Raw genomic sequence first — 20038 nt, 5'->3', positions numbered from 1 at the left:
GCCATTTGGCTAGGACGGCCTTTTGTTACATGTGAGTTGGAAAATTAAATTCATAGATCGCACGGGGTCTTCCTTGTTTGTACGTCATTTCCTCGCCCACGATTGTTATATAATCATACTCAATCAATTTCTTAATTGTGCGTTCTGCGGTTCTTCTGGATACATTCAAATAGATGGCTAAATCGTTAGCGGTAAATTGGTTTGTTGAACGTGATTTATTAAATGCAAGTAATTTCGAGATGTTTGCTGGCCCGAGTTTTGTTTTATCAGCCATGGACAATAATGTTGGATGATCGACTTTCATGTCCAGCACATCTTCCGTTTGTGGAAATGGCCCGTGCAGTTTTTTGTGAGCATCAAGAATGTAAAAACCTCTTAGATCTGTCGACCGGTTAAAATTTAAAGCAAGCCTTGCATGGTCTGCGGCAATCATTGTTGACTCACCACAACCGAATGCTATTTTTACAGTGGAGGGTAGTTGATTTACTAGCGCTGTAAATTGCGGATTTTTAATAGAGTACTCTAAATTTCCCATTGTCGTGAAGAGTGTGTATTCCCCTGCTGATTCATGCCAATGTGCATGCAATTGTTGAGCGAGTGTAGCGATAAAGTCTTGCATAGACGGATCTGGAGCTGTCACAATGCCGACAGCGATTTGAGCAGAAGTGCTCTGCTGAAGCATAGCTTGTTGACGGGCTTCGTAAAGGCTTCTTACGATAGAGCTTCCAGGGTCGATCATCATGCAAGCTCTTTTCCCGACAGCTTTTAACTGCTCGTACACAGCATGGACACTTGTAATAGCGATAGCTGTTTTTCCCTCATCCATTAGCTTACTGTGAAATGAAACGAGTGTTGCAATCGTGTCATCTTCTTGCAATTCATGGATAAAAGGAAGAGCAATGGTTCCGTTAACATCTTCAATCACATGATCCACATAAAATCGATTTGTGACGTCAATGGAAATACGATCACAAGGTAGTTGCTCGTTCGCTAACACATAGAGTAACGTAGTGGAGATAGCGGTTTCATCCTGTTGTAAAAAGATTGCTGGAACCGCGAATTGTTGAACCGCTTTTTGTGCGTACAAATAAGGCAGTGATCCGGAGAACACAATCGCATCACAAGGTTTAATTGTTTGAATGATAGTAGCTGCTTCTTGGGGCTCATCATAGATATGACATTCGATAGCCATATCGTCGTTTTCTTTGACGAGCTGTAAAACATGCGAACAAAAATGTTCTGAACCGATGATCGCAATTTTTATTCTCAACAAAAATCCCTCCAATTTTATAGCGACTATTTAACGACAGTGTTACAATTACTATAAAGGATGTTAAAACAGAAAGGAAGAAAAATGATGAAAATTACTGAAATTGAAATTTTTGCAATACACCTTCCGTTGGTTGAACCATTTGTAATCAGTTATGCAACTTATGATTATATGCCTTCAATTATTGTCAAAATGACGACAGATAGTGGGCATGTTGGATATGGAGAAGCGGTGGCAGATGAACATGTTACGGGAGAAAGCTGGGAGAGTACATTTGCAGTATTAAAAAATACACTTGCGCCTGCACTCATTGGCATGAATCCAGCAGAAATGGAAAAGATTCATGAACGGATGGACAAGGAGATTTATAGTGTCCCGGCTGCCAAAGCTGCAATCGATATCGCTTGTTATGATGTAGTCGGTAAAGCGTTGGACGTTCCGGTGTATACGTTGTTAGGTGGAAGATACCACGATGAATTTCCAATTACACATGTGTTAAGCATTGCTTCCCCAGCACATATGGCAGACGAAGCAGAACATCGAGTAGCAGAAGGGTACCGTTCATTGAAAATGAAGGTCGGTACGAATGTTATGGAAGATGTTAAACGGATCCAAGCAGTCCGTGAACGTGTAGGAGATGCCATTGCAATCCGTGTTGATGTGAATCAGGGGTGGGTAAATAGTGCAGCTACGTTACAAGCGTTGCGGAAACTTGAACAATGTGACCTTGACTGGTTAGAGCAACCTGTTAAAGCGGATGACATTGATGCGATGGTGGAAATTAAATCTAAAACTTCCGTACCTGTCATGATTGACGAAGGTTTGCGCGGTGTTCGCGAAATGCGTGAAATTATTGCAAAACGTGCAGCTGATAAGGTAAACATCAAGTTAATGAAATGTGGCGGTATTTATCCAGCCATGAAACTTGCGCATATGGCTGAAATGGCAGGAATTGAGTGTCAAGTTGGTTCGATGGTTGAGTCATCCATCGGGTCAGCGGCAGGCTTCCAAGTTGCTTTTTCAAAGAAAATCATGACAAGTGTTGAATTGACAGGCCCATTAAAGTTTAGTGAGGATGTTGGGAACTTACACTACAATGTTCCGTTTATCCGTTTAACTGAAAAGCCTGGATTAGGCGTAGATGTAGATGAAAGCGTCTTAGCGAAACTTACAGTGTTCTCTGAGAAGGTGAAAGGATGAATACGGTACAAACACTTCCGAACGGGCAGACAATTCGAATTCAATCGTTGACGATGAATGATCTCTTGGCCATTCAAAGCTTACAAGAGAACGTCATCGCTGCTCTACCGGATACGTCATTCCTTCAACCGCTATCAGAGGAAGAGTTTGGATTCATTCTTAATGGAAATGGTAGTATGCTCGGTGCATTCCACGAGGAGGAGCTCATTGCGTTTCGAGCGATGTTAGAACCTGAAATAGATGAAGAACATCTAGGGAGAGATGCGGGACTCTCAGAAAATGAGCTGCCATCGGTCTTGTACTCTGAAATTTCCAATGTCCATCCTGCCTATCGAGGAAACGGCCTTCAAAAAATGCTTGGGAAAATGTTGATGGAGCAAGTAGATACGAGTCGTTTCCGATATGTCTGCACGACGGTCGCACCATTCAACATTGCAAGCTTAAAAGACAAATTTTCTTTAGGGATGCATATTATTTCCTTAAAAGTGAAGTATGGCAATCTTATTCGTTATACGATGATGAAAGAATTAACGGATGATCCAATCGAAGTGAATGATTTGGAAACAATCCTTATCGATATGTCTTACCTTGAAAGGCAACAGGCGTTATTAAAAGATGGTTGGATTGGTGTCGGAATGAGACAAGAAGCTGAAGAGTGGAAAGTCATCTTCAAAAAGAAGCGAACAGTTTAATAACGTAGGCAATCCTGTAAAACGGTCTCAATCTTTTAAATTGGGATCGTTTTTTTATAATGTTGGAATAGTCCTAAAGGTTTAGTGATTTGTCGTCAGTATTTTTATTTGCAAAACGATAAGTACTTCAGTCATTATTTTGGCAATCTACCTTTCTATCTTACTGTGAAATTAGTATAGTAGAATATAGATGAAAAGGTTTACATAGGGGGATACAGATGAGATTTTCAGTGAGTAGGAAACTGTGGACTGGTTTTTTGACATTAGTCTTCCTAATGGTCATTGCAGGGATATTGAACTACTTGGCAATGGAGCGCGTGAGTGAAAAATATGAGTTCTTAATTGATGACCGAATGGAAAAGGTGATTGTGCTTGAACAAGTAGCGACAAATCAGAACGAATTGTCGAATGATTTACGTGGTTACTTGCTCTATAAGGAAGTTGTCTATTTGACGAATCGCCGCACACAAATCGAGTCATTCAATGAAAAAGTGAACCAACTAGAAACATCTCTAAAAGGGGAAGAGAGTATTGAACTGTTAGCGGAGCTAAAAGATGCTGGTGTTCGCTATAGCGAATTGACAGATTCCGCAATTAGTTCGTTCAACAATGGCAGAGATGCTGATGCCATTGCATTTGCTGATAAGGCAGAAGATTATCAAGCCATTATAACGAAACAAGCAAAGAAATTAATTGAAATCCAACGTGCTGAAATGGCTACAACGAAAAAAGAGCTTGCTGACACCCGTAAGTGGACGAGTATCTTCCTGTTCGGTGTCATTGCTTTCAGTGCTGTCCTTAGTATTGTAATTGCTACTTTCATCAGTCGAAGCATTACAAAACCTGTTCGTGTCATGACACGATCATTAAAACGGATTGCAAAAGGTGATTTTGCAATGGATGCATTACGTATAAAAAACAAAGATGAAATCGGTGAGATGGCGACAGCTTTCAATGAGATGACTACCGACTTGCGCGGAATCATTTCAAATACGCGGGATGCCGCGCATCAGTTGGCAGCACAAGCTGAGCAATTGACGGCAAGTTCTGAAGAGAGTCTTGCAGCATCCGAAATGGTAGCAGAAATCGCTGAAAAGAACTTGATGGCAAGTGATATGCAAGTGAATCTCGTCAATGAGTCGGCGACTGCGATGGAAGAGATGGCAAACGGTGTCACGCAAATTACAGAAGACAACGAAGCAATGCTCACTTCATCGACAACAGTTTCAAGACTTGTCGGAGAGGGGTCTCAACTCATGAATGAGGTGACCGTTCAAATGTCAGAAATCTCAACGACGATTGAGCATTCTTCCACGATTATAAATGAACTCGCGGAACACTCGAAAAATATTCGGAATGTAACTGGGATGATTACCGGTATTGCCGAACAAACCAATTTGTTAGCTTTGAATGCGGCAATTGAAGCAGCACGGGCAGGAGAGCAAGGAAAAGGCTTTGCGGTCGTTGCAAATGAAGTACGAAATCTTGCGGAGCAATCCAAAAATTCTGCGGAAGAGATTGAACGGATGATTGAAACGGTTATTCAAAATGTTTCGTTGGCGGTCGATAGTGCAGATAATGGAAAAGAGAAAGTGAACGAGGGACTTGGTATCACGCAGCAGACGAGCCGTGTGTTTGAGCAGATTGAGTTTGCTTCCAATGATGTAAGCGGAAAAGTGCAAACGGTAGCCGTTGCGATTGATCAGATTCGTTCGATGTCTGAACGTGTGTCAGCTAGTGCTAAAAAGGTTCAAGAACTAGCAGTCCAAACTTCGGCAGAAGCACAATCAACAAGTGCTGCTACGGAAGAACAACTTGCATCCAATGAAGAAATCAGTTCAAGTGCCCAAACTTTATCAGAAGTCGCCGAAAAACTTCAAACGGATTTAGGGCGATTTACGGTATAAAGACAGAAGCTGACTGCATGTCCAGTCAGCTTTTTCTGTTATCTGAAAATAAACATTGCTCTCATGTCTGTAGAATGATACAATCAATCTCTGACTTAAATCCCCAACATCTCCCATCAACAATCGTAAGACGCCAATACACAAAATGGAGGACTGTCCAATGCAGAAACATCCTGATTTTGAGTTTGAATTGCAGCGCCTTGATTACACCAAACAGTACATGAAGAAGCTACTGGAAGAATCTCAACGTGATGTAAAATCCTCGCAAGATGAAATTCGCCATGCAATGGCGGATTTGGATTACTTAGATTCAAGTTTAAGTTATATTAATATTTTGACGAACACCCGCTTTTTTGAAATGGCCCGTTCCCAAAAAGAAGGGTTAGAAGCGATTCGTCAAAAACCCTATTTTGCACGCATCCATTTTCAGACACACGGAGAGAAGGATGAATTCCTGTACATTGGGAAAACCTCCGTCTTTCATCAAGAAACACAAGAACCAATCATTGTCGATTGGCGATCACCTGTTGCAAATGTCTATTATGACGGGCGATTAGGCGACATCTCTTATCCAGTGAGAGACGAAGAGATTACTGGACATCTATACTCGAAAAGACAGTACAAAATCGAGGAAGGCGAACTGCTGGATATACTCGATATTGACTTGACAACGAATGATGAATTGCTACAAGAAGCCCTTTCTGGGAAAGCTGATACGCGCTTGACGGAAATAGTATCGACCATTCAAGCGGAGCAGAATGAAATCATACGAGCAAATTTAAAGCAGCCGATTATCGTGCAAGGGGCAGCAGGAAGTGGGAAGACAACGATTGCGCTTCATCGGATTTCTTATTTCTTGTATACGATGGGAACGGACTTCCCTTCAGATAAACTAATGATCCTTGCACCGAGCAAGTTGTTCATGGAGTATATCGGGGATGTGCTGCCTGAACTAGGGGTAGGCCGTATTTGCCAAACAACTTATACAGAATACGTATTAAATGCTACTGGGCTGAAATTGAAGCTTGGAGACTCGAATAAGAAGTTGGAGAGTTTGACAGCGGACGGTACGATTGATGAAGAGAAGTTGTTTATCACAAAAGTGAAAGGTTCCCTTGACTATCGCCAAATGATGAATAGATATGTTCAAAAAATTGAACGAGCAACAGCATCGCTATTCGAGGATGTGTATATTGAAAAATATCGGATTATGCGTGCATCTCGTCTACGTAAATTGTTTTTGGAGGACTTCAAGTATATGCCGCTTGAGAAGCGCATAGAGCGCATCAAGCTTATCATGCAAACGGAAGTGAATCGTAAGCGTAAACAGCTTTATAAGCTTTTATCTGATAAGTATGAAGAGGCGCTGGATAAAGCACTTTATGGTATTCGAGATGACGAAAAGCGAAGAGCTAGAATTACAAGAATTATGGATGAGCGAGATGAACGTCTTCCTTTCATTGAAAAGGAAGGCAAGAAGACAGTCGCTTCCTACATGCGCCGGTTCAAGAAATTTTCGATCAAACAACTATACAGGGATTGGCTGACAGATCCTGAACTACATACAGAGTTGGCATGCCACTGGTCTGAATCAGAAAGGGATGCTTTTTTGAATGCTCATCCAAAGGAAATGTGGGAGCTGGAAGATTTGGCGGCGCTCTATTATTTGCATGCCAAATTGAAAGGAGTGTCCGACAAGTGGAAGATGCGTGTCGTATTCATTGATGAAGTGCAGGACTATAGTGAATTTCAGTTAGCGGCATTACAAGATGGATTGGAAACGGATATGTTCACAATGGTCGGCGATTTGGCGCAAGGAATTCATAGTTATCGTGCTTTGACTTCTTGGGATCCTGTCAAGGAGTTGTTCCCCCGTGCGACATATACGACATTGCAAAAGAGTTATCGGACAACAATTGAAATTATGCAGTTAGCGAACAAGGTGCTGGCGCAAATGGAGGAAGATCTCCCTTTAGTTGAACCTGTTGTGCGACATGGACAAGAACCGGATTTTTATGAAATGGAAAGTTTGGATCCTCATAAAATTCATGCGCTTTATAACGAGATAAAAGAAAGGAAGCATCGGTCGATAGCACTGATTTGTAAAACGAAAGCAGAAGCGTCAACGTTTTACAAAGTGTTATCTGAGCACGGAATGCCGGTTCAATTGATTGGAGAAGATTCCGATTTAACAGCGGATTGTCTTCTAATTGTCCCAAGTCATTTATCAAAAGGATTAGAGTTTGACGCAGTCATGATAGGTGCTTTTCATGCGCCATTCAACGATAATGAGATTGATCGGAAATTGTTGTATGTCGCAATGACAAGACCGATGCACGAATTACATTTATTGACGAGTGGATTAAAGTCTCTCGTGATGACTATATAGGAGGCAAAATAGATGAACTCGACGAAAACAATTATTGAAAAATTGAAGTTGGATAAATATGAACAAATAGCGGTAATTCACAGCCCAGAAGACTTGGTTGAAGAGTTTGCTGCCATTACCTATGATGATCGGGTCTTAAAGGATAAGTACAATTGTCTGTTCGTTTTCATTTACAATTTGGAAGAATTTAAGAGAGAAATTCGTGTTGTCATCGAAAAGGGTTTGCTTGAAAACAAAGGGTATTTGTTTTTCGCCTATCCTAAAAAAGGGAACAAGCAATACGATTCGTTCATTGACAGAGACGTGTTTTATAACGAACTACAAGTTGATGAAGATGGTTATGTAGATGGCAGTGATTTGAAATTTTCTAGAATGGTCAGCTTGAATGATGTATTTACAGTTGTCGGACTGAAGTGTGAACAGAAAAAAACGAAAACTAAATCGGCTAAAGCAAGTCAATGTGTAGATGATTACATCGATCGCATTGAAGATATTAGACGACACCTTCAAACAAACGAAGAAATATTACCAATCTATGATGCGCTGACTTTCGGTTACCAAAAAGATTGGGCAAGGTACGTGTACAGTGCAAAAAGGCAAGAAACACAAGAAAAGAGACTTGCTGAAATGGAGATGATTTTAGCGGAAGGCTATAAATCAAAAGATTTGTATCGCCAGAACAGGAAATAACGGAAGTATCATAAGTAAACGAGAGCCTTCCACGCTGGAGGCTCTCGTTTATCATTATTTTTTCTTATTGTGCCGATCTTCATAGAAAATGTTGAAATTCGGATCAATGGTACCAATGTTTAAATGCCTTGCCTTATAGTCGCGTAGCAGCTCGAAGAATTTCTTGCTTAACACTAATAGGACAATTAAATTCACAAACGTCGGAATGGCAGTTGTGATATCTGCAAAATACCAAACGGCTTTTCCTGGCAAATCATAATAGACTGCGTAAATGACCATGAGCAGACCTGGAATTGGATAGAGCCACTTGTAAAAAGCAATTGTTTTATTCTTCGTTTTAACCTTTTTCTCTCCATGAAACAGGTGCCGTAAAATAATTTCGTAATACGTATACCATCCGCTCGTCGTCGTTAAACCGAACAAGAATATCGAAAGTGTAATAATGGTTCGACCTGCTTCACCGATACCGATTTCAAAAGCAGACAATGTTAAGGCGGCACCATCTAAGCCAGATGACCATGCACCGGTAATAATAATTGTAAATGCCGTCATGGAACAAATAATAATCGTGTCAATGAATACTTCTACAGCTCCCCACATCCCTTGCTTAACGGGGTGATTCGTTTTAGCAGTCGAGTGTATCATCGGAGATGTCCCCCATCCAGCCTCATTACTATAAACTGCACGTGCGACCCCCATCCGAATCACTTGCGCAATGACCGCACCTGTAAATCCTCCAACAGCAGCCATTCCGTTAAAAGCGCTATCAAAGATTAAACCAAACACAGAACCGATTTCAGTGAAATTCTTAAGTATGATGAATAGAGAAGATGCTACGAAAAAAATGCTCATAATCGGAATGAGTCTTGACGCGATCATGCCAATCCGTTTAATCCCACCGTAAATGAGTAAATAGATGAGTGCTACGTATATAAGTGAAGAAGGAATCATGCCGATGTTGAATGTTGAACTGACCGCTTCTGAAACGGTGTAATTTTGAAGAGTGATAAAAAATGTTGTGAAAATCCCAAACCCGAAAAGAATCGCTGGGATTTTCCAGTATTTAAATCGCTTTTCTTCGCCTAACCCTTTTTCCATGTAATATGTAGGACCGCCGTATGGATTGCCTTTCTCATCGGTACTTCGGTAATGGACTGCTAAAGTTACTTCAACCGTTTTGGTCATCATACTTAAAAGTGCAGTTATCCACATCCAAAACACAGCACCTGGTCCACCGACTGCAATTGCAGTTGCGACACCACCGATATTTCCGACACCGATACTGCCTCCGATTGCAGTACTGACTGCCTGAAACGGTGTCAAAATTCCTTTCGCATCGTCTGTCTGCTCTTTCTTTGAAAAAAGTCTTCCGAAAGTAGCATTAAAAATATGAGGTAAATAACTGAATTGAAAGAACTTACTGCCGATCGTGAAATAGATTCCGACAAACAATACAGTGAAGATAAGGGGAAGTCCCCAAAGCCATCCTACAATCGTTTCTAGTATTTGATCCATCAATGTTCCCTCCTTAATTAAGCTCGTCCAAGATAAGTACATTATCTTATGAATTGATAGATTGCACAATTACTAAAATTGAAATTAGTCAATAAATTTATTTTTCAACTTAACAATAACTTTACATATTACTTTCCTACTATCGTATATAATCTGAATTGACTACATCGATTGAGGGGGAATTAGGATGAGGTTGACAGTTGGAAAAAAGATATGGTTCGGATTTCTATTCTTATTAGCGATTTTACTAGTTGTTGGACTGTCAGGAATTTGGGCACTATCAAAATTAAATGCTGAATACCGCTATTTAATTGATGAACAAATAAAAAAAGTCGTTTTGCTAGAGCAAGTCTTGTCGTTACAAAATGAAGATGCAAAAAACTTAAGAGGGTATATCATCTATCAAGAAGAAACGTACGTAAATGATCGTAATGATAACATGCAAGCATTAAAGATGAAGTTGAAAGAGATGAATAAGCTTGTCCGGAATGATGAAGACCGGGCAATCCTAAAAGAAGTGACGGAGACTTCGAAAAGTTATGATCAAATTAGTGAATTAGTCATCCAAGGGGTCAAAGACGGCAATATTGAACAAGCGATGGGTCTAGCAAAAGAAGGTGTCTATTATCAAGATGCTGTAACGGTTTTATTGGAGAAATTGATTGAACAACAAAATACGCGACAAGAGCAGACCGAACAATCATTACGTACTGTCTTGCAACAGATTAAGCTCGTCATCGTTGGTTTTATAGCTTTTGCCGTCTTGGCTAGCTTTTTAGTAGCACAAAAGGTGAGTAGAAGTATTGCACAGCCTGTAGGCAAGATGACCGCATCTTTAGAGCAATTAGCGACAGGTGATTTTACAGCAGAAACCGTTGTTATTCACAACAAAGATGAGATAGGTGAAATGGCGACTGCATTTAATCACATGAAAGAAGATTTAAAAGGAATCCTCAGCGTAGTACGCGTCTCAGCATCTCAACTAGCAAAACAAGCAGAAGAATTATCTGCGAGTTCGGAAGAAAGTCTCGCTACAGCTGAAACGGTAAGTGAAATTACGGAAAAGAATCGGGTAGGAAGCCAATCGCAAGTCCGAACTGTAGACGAAACAACTACATACATAGAGAAAATGATGGATGAAATGATTCAGATGAACGGATCGAATCATCAGCTCCAAATCGCGTCAGTGCATGTTTCTGAACTTGTGTCGACCGGGAATCTTCAAATGAAGGATTTTGCAGAGCAGATGGAGAAGATGAACAGGAGCATTACGCATTCAACGAAGACAATGAGTGCAATGTCTTCCTATTCCGAACAGATCAGACATGTGACGACAGTACTGACAACTATTGCGGAGCAAACAAACTTACTTGCATTGAATGCCGCTATTGAAGCAGCAAGGGCTGGTGAGCATGGTAAGGGATTTGCAGTTGTAGCAGAAGAAGTACGCCGTCTAGCTGAACAATCCAAGCAGTCAGCGAGCGAGATTGGCCAGATGATTGAAGAAATTACCCGTAGAATGGATGAGGCGGTAGTTAGTGTACAAGACGTATCAAATCATATCGGTAAAAGTCAAATTACTTCCAGTGAAACAGAGCAAGTATTTCATGCGATTGAGACTGCAACTGAGGAGATGGATCGTACACTTACTGCCGTCAGTCACAAAATTACACACGTGCGTTCAATGACGGATGAAGTACTAGAGCGTTCACAGAAAGTGCAACTTCTTGCTAACGAAACGTCGGACCAAGCCCATTCGGTAAGTGCGGCGACCGAAGAGCAACTTGCTGTAAATGAAGAAATATCGACAAATGCACAAAGTTTAGCGTTACTTGCTGATCGTTTGGAAAGTGAAGTCGGGAAATTCCAAGTCTAATCTGAAATACAATTTCCAGGAACGCTATACGCTTTTTGAAGGGAGACTAACTATGGTACAGTATCGACATTATTGGGGAATGCCGGAACAACAAATCTTCGAGGGCATATTGGCTTTACATCATGAGGTTTTTATGAACGCTGACCATTTACGTGCAAAGCTTTCGATCGTTCCAAACGCACTAGTACTTGTAGCTAGTCAAAATGAAGAGGTAGTCGGTTATAAAATAGGTTATGAATTGACTAAAGACCGTTATTATAGTTGGTATGGTGCAGTATCTGAAGAATATCGTGGACGAGGGATTGCTTCTGAACTAATGAAGAAGCAACATCAACTCATAGCGGAAGCTGGCTATACGATTTTGGAAACTAAAACAAGAAACAAATGGCGTAACATGTTAATTGCAAACATTAAACATGGCTTCGATATTGTGGCCACTTTTCAAGATGATGAAGGGATTCATCGAATTACAATGGAAAAGCGACTCGTTCACGAGGATATACAGTAATCCTGAGGGAAACTGTTGTAAATGATGAGAATCTTCTAGGCTTACCCCCCCTTAAGATATACTTATATACTTTCATAATAAACATTGAATTTCATTATGTTTGAATTGAAAGTATACTAGTAGTGACTAAGGGGGTGGTTTTGTTGGATTATGTAGCGCTTTTTTTCATCGGTTTACTTGCGACGACAGTTGGAACGTTGGCTGGCGGTGGCGGTCTCATCAGTTTGCCTGCAATGCTTTTGTTAGGTATTCCGATTCACTCTGCCATTGGAGCAAACAAAGTATCAAATACGGTAAGTTCGTTCTCTAGTTTCTATATTCTTTTGAAACACAAAAAGATCTCGATGCGAGAATCAGTGTGGGTCATACCGATTAGTTTACTTGGTGGGGTGACAGGTGGTTTTATCGCTACAAAACTTTCAGCTGAAAACTTGTATGTTGTTGCAATTATTCTTTTAAGTTTTGCGTTCGTATCATCGTTTTTCGGCAAGGGGAGTTTTTCAGGTGAAGAAACATTAGCATTGAATAAAGTGAGTGTTCCGGGACTATATAGCATTGGCATTTACGATGGTGTTTTCGGACCCGGTCAAGGGACGCTACTCTTTTATTTGTTCAATTATTTGGATGTGGCTTATATCCGAGCAGTCGGATATGTCCGTCTCGCTACGTTTTCAAGTTGCTTTGGAGCAGCAATCACCTATATTGCTGCAGGGACAATCGTTTGGCCACTCACAATTGTCTTAATGGCAGGTTCAATTTCAGGAGCTCAACTAGGCGTCCGCTTCGCTGAAAAACTAAATCCAAAGTATGTGAAACCTTTATTACGAATTGTAACAGTTCTCTTGATCCTACAAATTATTTTTGATAATAGTCGTTGAGGGAACTTGAAGATTTAAGGAGGACGAAATGTAAAACAAAGGGGTGTGCAGATGTTCTATAGACGTAAATACTACAATGTGAAAAATGAGTTTGTGGAAACATTTAATAATCATTTTAACAAAACGAACTTACCTAACCAACTAAAACACGGCGCGCGTTTCATCGGCCGATGGATGAAAGATAACGGAGATGGTACAACCGAAATTTTTGCGATTTGGGAATACGATAGTTATGAGGATTATGTTGAAATTGAAAAGAACGTGCGGGCAGACAAGGAGCACGTTCAACGTGTTGTTGAGTGGTATGAACAAAACGGTGGAAGGGAATTTGTACTTACAGAACTAATATTGGAAGTAAGAAATGAAGTGTTACTTTCTACAGTCGATTGAAACGAGTCAGTGGATGTCTTATGAGAAGCGAGCGCTAATCAATGAAACGGCTCGTCTGGATCGCACTTTAAATGAGTTGGAAATTAAGGATACATTGATGCAGGCACGTGAGGATGAAGTAGTGGAACAAGTCCAGTCGATTTTAAAACAACCCATTACAACTGTTATCGAAGCACAGGAGCGCTTACAAGCTGTGCAAACGCGAGCGGCAACCTTTATGCAACAGCAGGGAGTATCGCTTCAACAGAAGGCATCTATGGATCGTCTATCTCCTACTAAAAAAAATAACTTTGAAAGTATGCTGAAGGAAATCAAAAGACTGCAACTGGCATTGCGTTTATTTGGGTCTTATTATAACGAGCGTATACATTTACGTATGCCAAGTTTAGATCTATCGGATAAATCCCTAGTTGAGCATGAGTGGCTGATGACGGCAATGGATTATTACGGAGAAGCTTTCACAAAAGAAAGATTGGCCAATTTTCCAAGTGAGCCACCGAAGAAATAAACGAAAGAGCAATTTGTAGTTGTGTCCGATTATGTACGAGCGAAACGAGCATATGATGTAGCCGTTTTACGAGGAGAGCAGGTGTCCGCACAGGAGTTGCTGCGAGTACAAAAAGGAATGGATCCAGAATTATTGAAGGATTTGGCGCACCCTCGTTATCAGGCTTTTGTACTGAGTGATTGTTTTGCAGAAGATATCTTGTCCGAAAAGAAAGCGAATGCTTTTTTAGCAGCTGTAGAAGTAGCAACAGAGCAAGGAACTATTTTTTTCAATGATACGTTCGGGCGCAAACAAATGAACATCTACAGTTCCCAAACGTTATTTAAACAGTTCTTTAAGGTAAAGCAATTGATCGGATATTGGAAGATTTGGATTATGAGGAATTTGAAAAATTGAAGTTGCAGCAGAAACTAATGAAGCAACAGAAGGGGATGGATCAAAGGAGGAAGTCATAAGTCCGTGTTAACATTTTCAGGGGACGTTATTGGGAAGTTAAAATGGTATCATTGAGTAAAGTAAGAAATAATGGGTATACCGTAAACGGGCCATATTGTTGGATCTGATTTTTGCGAAAGAGGGTTGTTATGATGGATGAAATAATTTCACCAGTAATTGGTTTGATTGGTGTTTTAGTAGGTGGTTTTGTTTCTTATTTGACCCAAACAAGAAATGATAAGAGAATTGAGAGAAGAAATGATAAACGCCAAAAGCATATTGCTTATAATAAATTTCTTTTGCTTGAAGGTATGAATAGTCCTTTGGTACATGGTGTACATAGTGATAGTGAGAGAGATTTTTTATGGGAAGTTTATGCCGAAGGTACAAGAAAAGTTTTGTATGATAATTTACATTTACTTCATAGTGAGATAGTTTGGAGTGTCTTACAAATAGATATTATATCGGAAGAGGCAGAGGTTATGGGTCCAGATTATATATATATAAATAGACTTTATGGTTTATATGAGGAGATTAAAGATTGGATTATAAAAGACTATAGATATGAAATTAGTCAGCATGGTAGGTAATTACTGTTAATATAAGAGACTGTTTTCAGCAAATAATTTGCTACTACCGGGCGCGATTCATTGGTAATACACTCTTAGTTGATTGGAGTGAAAGCCGTCGACTCCGAGAGGATTAGCGTGAGCTTGAGACCCTGGACGTAGCGAAGCGAAGGAAGCGGCTCAAGCCACGCCCTCCGGAAAGCGTACGGCTGGAACGCAAATCAACAAGCTTAACACTATTCCAGATATGGGCGTAATTGTGGCACACTCAAAGGTCAATTTCTCAACAATGATTTGAGAAATTGACCTTTTTGCTATGTCATTTTCCTAACCCAATATTAAACAACCTATAAACTACAATTACAAATTTATTGCAATTATAACCAAAACACACTTTATATTAAATGTATATAATATTTTGACAACATTCGACTTTTTTATAGAATTACCATTGCATACTATGTAAAAGTAGGTGATACATCTAATGATAGAGCGATGGTTGAGCAGTAATCGACCTATACAGATTGAGCATGATGGGCGTTTTGTGCGCGGTGGAGAGAACGATGGACAACCGGTTTCGGCTGTTCGGCAAGAACGAATCCAGGAGGAAGTAGAGGTGCAGATCGAGGTAAAACCATTGGGCTAAATTGAAGAACAACTTTCCCTTACAACGGTCCAACGGTCCATCTGTCAATGTAATACGTTCTTGAAGTGCGGAGTGATCTCTTACGATAAAGACGGACAATCTCTCCGATGAGAGAGCTGCTATATCGGATGCTTGATTCCAAAAGAATTGATTTGTTAACCCATGAACATGCGTATTTTTCGGATATATACGATCATCTCCTTCGATTAGGAGAAATGATTGATTCTAATTGAGAGTTGACTGCGGATATACATGATAGTCATTATCCATCAATTCGAATCGCATGAACAGTATAATGATGACACTCACGATTATTTCATCGATTTTCATACCACTCACATTCATTGCGGGCGTATATGGCATGAATTTCGAGCATATGCCAGAACTCCATTTGACGTATGCCTATCCGGTCGTTCTCGCGGTAATGTTTGTCATTGGAATTGCAATGGTTGGGTGGTTTACATATAAAGGTTGGTTCCGAATTAATAAGAGTTAAATAAATTTTATAACCAATACTGTTGAACCTCAGTATACTTTGGGGTTTGTGATGGATGAATTGAAAACAGTGAAAAATGTTTGACCTGTAAAGGAATCGAATCAAACGTTTCTTTAGGTATGATGATGGGATCTGTTGACTTCCTTTTCTTTGCGATTGTCATGTGTGGCGTGAAATGATTTGAACTTTGAATTCCTACATCTAATCCGCTTTCAGCAATTGCATTTTGTAAATGATCCAGTTCTTCGTTAGGTGATGTTGCTAAATAGACAACTCGCGGACCAGATGGTGAACCGAAATAGGATATTCCGTTGATAAGCAATGTGAAGGGTTTGTGATGCTTAGCGATTTGCGTTAGCTGTTGTTGTAATGTGTGAAGTCTATGTTCAGGTATCGATCCGATGAACAGCAACGTAATATGCAAATCAGCTAATCCTGGTAAAACTTTATAATGATTTGCGAGTTGTAATTTGTCCCAGTAGTGATGTACCTGTTCATGTATCGTTTGTTGTGCTGGAATGCCAATGAAGTAATGTGTATTCATTCTTTAACTCCTTATGTGCTCTTTTAATGGTATTGTAGCCTATATTGTACAGGATAAAACGTCGTGTCAAGTACCCAATACACAAACCTAAGCATATAGTAATGTGGGGAACAACCAGAAGGCGAAAGGGGATTACGTGGACGAAACGACAAATCGAAAAATTCAGCAACTGAAACCGTATACAGTGAATAACTATGGAAAGAAAATGACGACCAATCAAGGGGTAAAGGTTTCGGATGATGAAAATTCATTAAAAGCCGGAGTACGTGGACCGACGTTAATCGAAGACTTCCATTTCCGTGAAAAAATGACGCATTTTGATCATGAGCGTATTCCAGAACGAGTTGTTCATGCAAGAGGCTTTGCGGCTCATGGAGAGTTTGAGTTGTATCATTCGATGAAAGAGTTTACAAGAGCAGCATTTCTTCAAGAACCAGGAACAAAAACACCAGTTTTCATCCGTTTTTCAACTGTGGCAGGAAGCAAAGGATCTGCTGAAACTGTTCGTGATGTACGAGGTTTTGCTGTAAAGTTTTACACAGAGGAAGGGAATTTTGACTTAGTCGGTAACAACATTCCTGTTTTCTTCATCCAAGATGCCATTAAATTTCCCGACTTTGTGCATGCCGTCAAACCAGAACCTCATAATGAAATACCGCAAGCCTCATCAGCGCATGATACGCTATGGGATTTCGTCGCTACGAATCAAGAAACAGCCCATATGATGATGTGGTTAATGTCAGACCGAGCAATTCCAAGGAGTTTCCGTATGATGGAAGGGTTTGGCGTCCACACGTTCAGATTCGTCAATGAAGCGGGCCAAGCGAAATTCATTAAGTTTCATATTAAACCTCGATTAGGAGTTCATTCACTTATTTGGGAAGAGGCTCAAATGATTGCGGGAGAAGATCCTGATTTTCACCGAAGGGATTTGTGGGAAACAATCGAGCATGGCAATGTCGTCGAATATGATTTAGGTGTACAAATGATTGATGAAAAAGATGAGTTCATGTTCGATTTTGATATTCTGGATGCGACAAAATTATGGCCAGAAGAAATCGTACCTGTGCGCCTCTTCGGGAAAATTACGCTGAATCAAAACGTGGAAAATGTGTTTGCGGAAACGGAGCAAGTAGCTTACCACCCAGGAAATGTTGTCCCAGGAATTGACTTTACAAATGATCCGTTATTGCAAGGAAGATTATTTTCCTACTTGGATACACAACTCCTTCGTTTGGGCGGACCGAACTTTACTGAAATACCGATCAATCGTCCGATTTGTCCGTTTCATAACAACCAACGTGACGGATTCAGCCGTCAACGAATCGACAAAGGGCAAGTCAGTTATCATAAGAATAGTTTGGCGAACATTACACCATCCACCTCCACTTGGAAAGAGGGAGGATTTGTCCATTATGCTGAAAAAGTCGAAGGACGTGTTATCCAAGCAAGAAGTGAATCTTTCAAAGATCATTTCTCGCAAGCTCGTCTGTTTTGGAACAGTATGACGCCGGTTGAAAAGCAACATATCATGAACGCTTTCATTTTCGAAGTGAGTAAAGTGCAGTCTAAGAGTGTTAGGCAACAAGTCGTCGATATGTTCGTACATGTGGATAAGGAATTGGCAACGACACTTGCAGATGCTGTTGGAGTGAATCGACCAACGGGAGAGCAAGTGAATGTTACTGCTTCTTCACCTGCGCTCAGTCAAGAAAACACACCTAAGTATCCATATACGCTGAAAGTAGGTGTGTTAATCGGTGAAGGATTCAACGGCAGTGAAGTGAAATCAGTCGTCAATTCTTTACTGGATGCAGGTGTTACTGTCGATATTGTCGGCGAAAAGTTAGGGACATTAACAGGAGCAGATGGTATTCAAGTAGTAGTGAACCAATCTTTGGTATCCACAGCACCTTCCCTGTTTGATTCATTATATATTGTGGGAGGCAAAGCGGATAATCAGAAGAAATTTGAGAGTCAGCTCATAAATTACATTAATGTTGCATACAGCCAATATAAACCGATTGGCGTCGCTTCAACTGGTATGCCGATTTTCAGTAAATCTGATGCAAAGCCAGGGCCAGGTATCGTCTTTGCAACAGAAAATGATTTCGCCGAGGATTATATTCAAGCAATCACGCAACAACGTTTTTGGGATCGCAATATATACATCATCTGAAATTTACCGCTCCATGCGTTTTTTGGAGCGGTTTTTGTGTATAATCAAACAAAAAGGAGTGACAGCAGATGATCCGCACAATCATATTTGACTTAGATGATACGCTCTTATGGGATGAAAAAAGTATCGCCACGGCATTTGCAAAAACGTGTCAATTTGCTGCAAAACAATATGACGTAAACCCGAAGGAATTGGAGGCAACTGTTCGTGAAGCAGCTCGCACTCTCTATGCTACTTATGAAACATATGCACATACTCAGCTCATTGGCATTAATCCATTTGAGGGGCTATGGGGTACTTTTGATGATGAAGGAGAAGCGTTTCAACGAATGAAAAGTCTCATACCATCCTATCAAAAAGATGCATGGACAAGAGGATTGCAAGTATGCGGAATACATAATGAGGAATACGGAAAAACATTAGCTGCAAGATTCATCGAAGAGCGAAAGAAAGCACCGTTTGTTTATGAAGAGACATTTTCCGTATTGAATCAGTTGAAAGGGAACTACAAACTTGTCTTGTTAACGAATGGAGCACCTTCATTGCAACAAACAAAGCTTGCGATAACGCCTGAAATTGCACCATACTTTGATGAAATTGTCATTTCTGGTGCATTTGGAAAAGGAAAACCGGACCCGTCAATCTTTACGTACGTACTAGAAAAAACATCTACCCCTGTAGAACAAGCTCTAATGATTGGTGATAACTTGATGACAGACATATTAGGTTCCTCTCGAGTCGGCATGCGTTCCGTTTGGATTAATCGAGAAAACAAGCCGAAACATGATGAAATCCGACCTGACTTTGAAATAAGTCATTTAGATGAGTTATTTACAATATTAGGAGAGTTATCGGATCTGAATGAGTAGTATGCATTGGAGTAAAAACAGTGCTTAAATAGAAACACGTGCCGCAATCCACGAAGTTCTGTGCGACAAAGCCATGTTTTTTGAAAGATATATGGAAAGTGCGAAGGGACGATTTAGCGTGTCTTTACTGGTGTAAAGAAAACTGGTATACGAAGGATAACACTTAGGGGCTTTAAAATGTCCATGGAGGAAACTTACTTTTTCTACCAAGAATCTAAAGTAACTGGCCGATTAAACATGAAGAAAGCTGCCGTAATTATTGAAATGATGCATCTTTGTAAAGGGGGATGCAGTTGATTGGAGTGCAGAGCGGCGACTCCTGGGGGATCAGCGCAGCGTGAAGACCCCGCAGGAAAAGCCGTCCGCTTTAGACAGCATTAGCGTAGTGTTGGGAGCACGGATGCCTTAATTTCCGCAAAGAACGCAGAAATACGGCAAAGCGAACCCTATGCTGTTCGCTTGGCTGAGGGCAAGCCC

General features: G+C 40.5%; 18 protein-coding genes and 1 pseudogene. 16 read left to right on the top strand and 3 right to left on the bottom strand.

The window, feature by feature from the left end:
- Positions 1–25: 25 nt before the first annotated feature.
- Complete coding sequence (locus ACVHUV_RS16900; protein ID WP_462085383.1) at positions 26–1270, bottom strand: HTH domain-containing protein; 1245 nt, start codon at positions 1268–1270, stop codon at positions 26–28.
- 87 nt (positions 1271–1357) lie between these two features.
- Between ACVHUV_RS16900 and ACVHUV_RS16895 the strand changes: the two genes are divergently transcribed.
- From ACVHUV_RS16895 to ACVHUV_RS16875, 5 genes are all read left to right on the top strand, one after another.
- Positions 1358–2470, top strand: coding sequence for a mandelate racemase/muconate lactonizing enzyme family protein (locus ACVHUV_RS16895; protein WP_462085382.1), 1113 nt, complete (start codon positions 1358–1360; stop codon positions 2468–2470).
- Positions 2467–3162 (top strand): GNAT family N-acetyltransferase, encoded by a 696-nt coding sequence (locus ACVHUV_RS16890; protein WP_462085381.1) that lies wholly within the window; start codon positions 2467–2469, stop codon positions 3160–3162. The genes ACVHUV_RS16895 and ACVHUV_RS16890 overlap by 4 nt, the downstream gene beginning before the upstream one ends.
- 218 nt (positions 3163–3380) lie before the next feature.
- On the top strand, positions 3381–5069 hold the full coding sequence (locus ACVHUV_RS16885; RefSeq protein ID WP_462085380.1) for a methyl-accepting chemotaxis protein: 1689 nt from the start codon (positions 3381–3383) through the stop codon (positions 5067–5069).
- A gap of 160 nt (positions 5070–5229) precedes the next feature.
- Positions 5230–7458, top strand: coding sequence for an RNA polymerase recycling motor HelD (helD, locus tag ACVHUV_RS16880; protein ID WP_462085379.1), 2229 nt, complete (start codon positions 5230–5232; stop codon positions 7456–7458).
- A gap of 12 nt (positions 7459–7470) precedes the next feature.
- Entirely contained in the window at positions 7471–8148 is a 678-nt protein-coding gene (locus ACVHUV_RS16875; RefSeq protein WP_462085378.1) for a YdeI/OmpD-associated family protein, read from the top strand.
- Positions 8149–8202: 54 nt separating this feature from the next.
- Here ACVHUV_RS16875 and ACVHUV_RS16870 read toward each other — a convergent pair whose 3' ends face one another.
- The gene (locus ACVHUV_RS16870) at positions 8203–9663 is read right to left on the bottom strand and encodes an alanine/glycine:cation symporter family protein (RefSeq protein ID WP_462085377.1); all 1461 of its coding nucleotides are present in this window, start codon (positions 9661–9663) and stop codon (positions 8203–8205) included.
- Between the two features lie 187 nt (positions 9664–9850).
- Here ACVHUV_RS16870 and ACVHUV_RS16865 point away from each other — a divergent pair, with 187 nt between their 5' ends.
- From ACVHUV_RS16865 to ACVHUV_RS16825, 9 genes and pseudogenes are all read left to right on the top strand, one after another.
- A complete protein-coding gene (locus ACVHUV_RS16865; protein ID WP_462085376.1) occupies positions 9851–11539 on the top strand; it encodes a methyl-accepting chemotaxis protein in 1689 nt (562 codons plus the stop codon).
- Between the two features lie 52 nt (positions 11540–11591).
- Entirely contained in the window at positions 11592–12047 is a 456-nt protein-coding gene (locus ACVHUV_RS16860; RefSeq protein WP_462085375.1) for a GNAT family N-acetyltransferase, read from the top strand.
- A 143-nt stretch (positions 12048–12190) separates the two neighbouring features.
- Entirely contained in the window at positions 12191–12925 is a 735-nt protein-coding gene (locus ACVHUV_RS16855; protein ID WP_462085374.1) for a sulfite exporter TauE/SafE family protein, read from the top strand.
- 51 nt (positions 12926–12976) lie between these two features.
- The gene (locus ACVHUV_RS16850) at positions 12977–13315 is read left to right on the top strand and encodes an NIPSNAP family protein (RefSeq protein WP_317942597.1); all 339 of its coding nucleotides are present in this window, start codon (positions 12977–12979) and stop codon (positions 13313–13315) included.
- A complete protein-coding gene (locus tag ACVHUV_RS16845) occupies positions 13287–13823 on the top strand; it encodes a hypothetical protein (protein WP_462085373.1) in 537 nt (178 codons plus the stop codon). Before ACVHUV_RS16850 ends, ACVHUV_RS16845 begins: the two co-directional genes overlap by 29 nt.
- Before the next feature lie 21 nt (positions 13824–13844).
- Positions 13845–14219, top strand: coding sequence for a hypothetical protein (locus ACVHUV_RS16840; protein ID WP_462085372.1), 375 nt, complete (start codon positions 13845–13847; stop codon positions 14217–14219).
- A gap of 191 nt (positions 14220–14410) precedes the next feature.
- Positions 14411–14848: a hypothetical protein gene (locus tag ACVHUV_RS16835; protein WP_462085371.1), complete on the top strand. Its 438-nt coding sequence runs from the start codon at positions 14411–14413 to the stop codon at positions 14846–14848.
- 463 nt (positions 14849–15311) lie between these two features.
- Positions 15312–15473 carry a hypothetical protein gene (locus ACVHUV_RS16830; RefSeq protein ID WP_462085370.1) on the top strand — a complete coding sequence of 54 codons (162 nt, stop codon included), beginning with the start codon at positions 15312–15314 and terminating at the stop codon, positions 15471–15473.
- A gap of 56 nt (positions 15474–15529) precedes the next feature.
- Positions 15530–15969: pseudogene (locus ACVHUV_RS16825) on the top strand (CorA family divalent cation transporter); the annotation flags it as partial.
- Positions 15970–15976: 7 nt separating this feature from the next.
- On the opposite strand, the gene thpR reads toward ACVHUV_RS16825, so the two are convergent.
- Positions 15977–16513 (bottom strand): RNA 2',3'-cyclic phosphodiesterase, encoded by a 537-nt coding sequence (gene thpR / locus ACVHUV_RS16820; RefSeq protein WP_462085369.1) that lies wholly within the window; start codon positions 16511–16513, stop codon positions 15977–15979.
- Between the two features lie 136 nt (positions 16514–16649).
- Here thpR and ACVHUV_RS16815 point away from each other — a divergent pair, with 136 nt between their 5' ends.
- Positions 16650–18692: a catalase gene (locus ACVHUV_RS16815; protein WP_462085368.1), complete on the top strand. Its 2043-nt coding sequence runs from the start codon at positions 16650–16652 to the stop codon at positions 18690–18692.
- A gap of 68 nt (positions 18693–18760) precedes the next feature.
- Positions 18761–19561 (top strand): HAD family hydrolase, encoded by an 801-nt coding sequence (locus tag ACVHUV_RS16810; RefSeq protein ID WP_462085367.1) that lies wholly within the window; start codon positions 18761–18763, stop codon positions 19559–19561.
- The last annotated feature ends 477 nt before the right edge of the window (positions 19562–20038 follow it).

Source organism: Sporosarcina saromensis (assembly GCF_054901285.1).
The sequence above is the reverse complement of the archived record's forward strand: the minus strand, read 5'-3'. Positions and strand labels throughout refer to the sequence as shown.

Bases quoted from the DNA above. Each gene is read 5' to 3' on its own strand.
- ACVHUV_RS16865 (WP_462085376.1), top strand. From the start codon at position 9,851: ATGAGGTTGACAGTTGGAAAAAAGATATGGTTCGGATTTCTATTCTTA.
- ACVHUV_RS16875 (WP_462085378.1), top strand. From the start codon at position 7,471: ATGAACTCGACGAAAACAATTATTGAAAAATTGAAGTTGGATAAATAT.
- ACVHUV_RS16810 (WP_462085367.1), top strand. From the start codon at position 18,761: ATGATCCGCACAATCATATTTGACTTAGATGATACGCTCTTATGGGAT.
- ACVHUV_RS16885 (WP_462085380.1), top strand. From the start codon at position 3,381: ATGAGATTTTCAGTGAGTAGGAAACTGTGGACTGGTTTTTTGACATTA.
- ACVHUV_RS16835 (WP_462085371.1), top strand. From the start codon at position 14,411: ATGGATGAAATAATTTCACCAGTAATTGGTTTGATTGGTGTTTTAGTA.
- ACVHUV_RS16850 (WP_317942597.1), top strand. From the start codon at position 12,977: ATGTTCTATAGACGTAAATACTACAATGTGAAAAATGAGTTTGTGGAA.
- ACVHUV_RS16830 (WP_462085370.1), top strand. From the start codon at position 15,312: ATGATAGAGCGATGGTTGAGCAGTAATCGACCTATACAGATTGAGCAT.
- helD (WP_462085379.1), top strand. From the start codon at position 5,230: ATGCAGAAACATCCTGATTTTGAGTTTGAATTGCAGCGCCTTGATTAC.
- ACVHUV_RS16870 (WP_462085377.1), bottom strand. From the start codon at position 9,663: ATGGATCAAATACTAGAAACGATTGTAGGATGGCTTTGGGGACTTCCC.
- ACVHUV_RS16860 (WP_462085375.1), top strand. From the start codon at position 11,592: ATGGTACAGTATCGACATTATTGGGGAATGCCGGAACAACAAATCTTC.
- ACVHUV_RS16895 (WP_462085382.1), top strand. From the start codon at position 1,358: ATGAAAATTACTGAAATTGAAATTTTTGCAATACACCTTCCGTTGGTT.
- thpR (WP_462085369.1), bottom strand. From the start codon at position 16,513: ATGAATACACATTACTTCATTGGCATTCCAGCACAACAAACGATACAT.
- ACVHUV_RS16890 (WP_462085381.1), top strand. From the start codon at position 2,467: ATGAATACGGTACAAACACTTCCGAACGGGCAGACAATTCGAATTCAA.
- ACVHUV_RS16845 (WP_462085373.1), top strand. From the start codon at position 13,287: ATGAAGTGTTACTTTCTACAGTCGATTGAAACGAGTCAGTGGATGTCT.